A 2223-nucleotide genomic window follows, 5' to 3' on the forward strand; every position below is an offset into this window, starting at 1 on the left:
GAGGAGCAAGATCACTTGATCCCGGCGAGAAGGCATATATTCGTTCTTTGGGCATAGCCTGCTATACGATGCATGACATCGATCGACTCGGTATAGGCCAGGTTATGGACAGAGTTATTCGTCACCTACAGCTGGCGACGGATGGCGTGCACGTCAGCTTTGACATCGACAGCATAGATCCTCGCGAGGCTCCTGGAACAGGAACGCCTGTTATTGGCGGCTTATCTTATCGAGAGGCTAATCTTGCTTTGGAGCTGCTCTATCAATCAGAAATCGTTGTATCAGCGGAGTTTGTGGAGGTTAATCCAAGCCGCGATCAAAACGATCAAACGGTCAAGCTTGCGGTCGAGCTGATAGGGTCGCTTTTGGGGGAGCAAATCTTATGAGCCGGGCAGACAAAGATTAAAAAAAGAGGGAGATACGCTTATGCGGGAGCCTTACCAAAATGAGCCTTTTACTGATTTTTCTATAACCGACAATAGTATCGCTTTTCAAGCAGCGCTTAGCCGGGTGGAATTGGAGCTAGGACGGGAATATTCGTTGAAAATTGGAGCGGATCGCATCGAAACGATTACGAAGCGAAAATCGATTAATCCGTCAGATGTTAAGCAGCTTGTAGGAATCGTATCGCAGGCGGATACGGAGCTTGCTAACAAAGCGATGCTGGCTGCTGCTTCGGCATTCGAGCAATGGAAGCAAGTTGGACCGCTCGCTAGAGCGAAGGTCCTTTATAAGGCCGCGGCTATAATGAGGCGGAGGAAGTTTGATTTTTCGGCGTGGCTCGTGTATGAAGCGGGTAAAAGCAGGGCGGAGGCTGATGCGGATACTGCGGAGGCCATTGATTTCTTGGAGTATTACGGACGGGAGATAGAACGGCTGTCAGAGCGTCAGCCGCTTGTCACTGTGCAGGGTGAAGACAATGAACTCGTGTATATACCACTTGGCGTTGGCGTTATTATCCCGCCGTGGAATTTCCCACTGGCGATTATGGCTGGAATGACGATGGCCGCCGTTGTCGCGGGCAATACGGTTGTACTCAAGCCGGCAAGCGCAACGCCAGTCATTGCGGCAAAGTTTATCGAGCTGCTGGAGGAAGCGGGACTGCCAGACGGCGTTGTTAATTTTTTGCCTGGAGCAGGGAGTGAGGTGGGCGATTATTTGGTCGAGCATCCGCTTACTCGCTTTATTTGTTTTACCGGCTCTAGAGAGATTGGACTTCGTATCAACGAGAAGGCTGCGATGGTCCAGCAGGATCAGAAATGGATAAAGCGTGTAGTTGCTGAGATGGGCGGCAAGGATACAATTATCGTCGATGAGGATGCGGATCTTGAGTTAGCGGCGGATGCGATTACGGCATCTGCATTTGGTTATTCCGGGCAGAAATGCTCCGCATGCTCAAGAGCAGTCGTACATGAGTTGGTTTATGATGCGGTCATTGAGAAAGTCATTGAACGAACGAAGCGACTGAAGCTTGGGAAGGCTGCAGATGTGGGAACGTATATAGGGCCTGTTATTGATGAACGAGCTTATTTCAGTATTTTAAAATATATTGAGGTCGGGCGTACGGAAGGAGTAGTCGTGCATGGGGGAAGCATAGGGGACAGCAGCGGCTATTTTATCGAACCGACAATTATTAAAGACATTGCGCCGTGTGCCCGCATTGCGCAGGAGGAAATATTCGGTCCTGTTCTAGCCTTTATTAAAGCGGCTAATTTCGATGAGGCATTGGATATAGCTAACAATACGGAATATGGTTTGACAGGTGCCGTCATATCACGGAATAGGAACAGGTTAGAGCAGGCACGCGAACAGTTCCACGTTGGAAATCTTTATTTTAATCGAAAATGTACAGGTGCTTTGGTCGGCGTTCATCCCTTCGGCGGTTTTAATATGTCTGGGACCGATTCGAAGGCAGGCGGTCGCGATTATTTATTATTGTTTACGCAAGCGAAAGTTGTAACGGAACGGTTCTRGCGATTTGAAATGATTAGTGGTGAAATGCATAAGCCTCCATTTGTTAAGTTTGCAGCAGTAGGCTGCGGCCAAATGGGGGTTAAATGCATGGGAATTTTAGCTTGGGAAAAACAGGATAGATCGATTGGGTCAAGTGAATTATAATGAAGATAAGAAGAAACGACTTCGTCGTCCTTGTATAAGGACGCTCGGTTTCGCGTAAAAATATAGGCATGAGTATAAGAGTGAAACTTATACTTTCCTATATTT

At 48.1% G+C, this 2223-nt stretch carries 2 protein-coding genes; both read left to right on the forward strand.

What is annotated here, in order from left to right:
• A partial coding sequence (locus tag AC1DWN_RS32530) for an arginase family protein (RefSeq protein ID WP_477562976.1) occupies positions 1-386 on the forward strand: 386 nt, incomplete at its 5' end.
• Positions 387-426: 40 nt separating this feature from the next.
• The gene (gene pruA / locus AC1DWN_RS32535) at positions 427-2118 is read left to right on the forward strand and encodes an L-glutamate gamma-semialdehyde dehydrogenase (protein ID WP_477562977.1); all 1692 of its coding nucleotides are present in this window, start codon (positions 427-429) and stop codon (positions 2116-2118) included.
• Positions 2119-2223 lie beyond the last annotated feature (105 nt).

Source organism: Paenibacillus sp. P4_A7 (assembly GCF_056402455.1).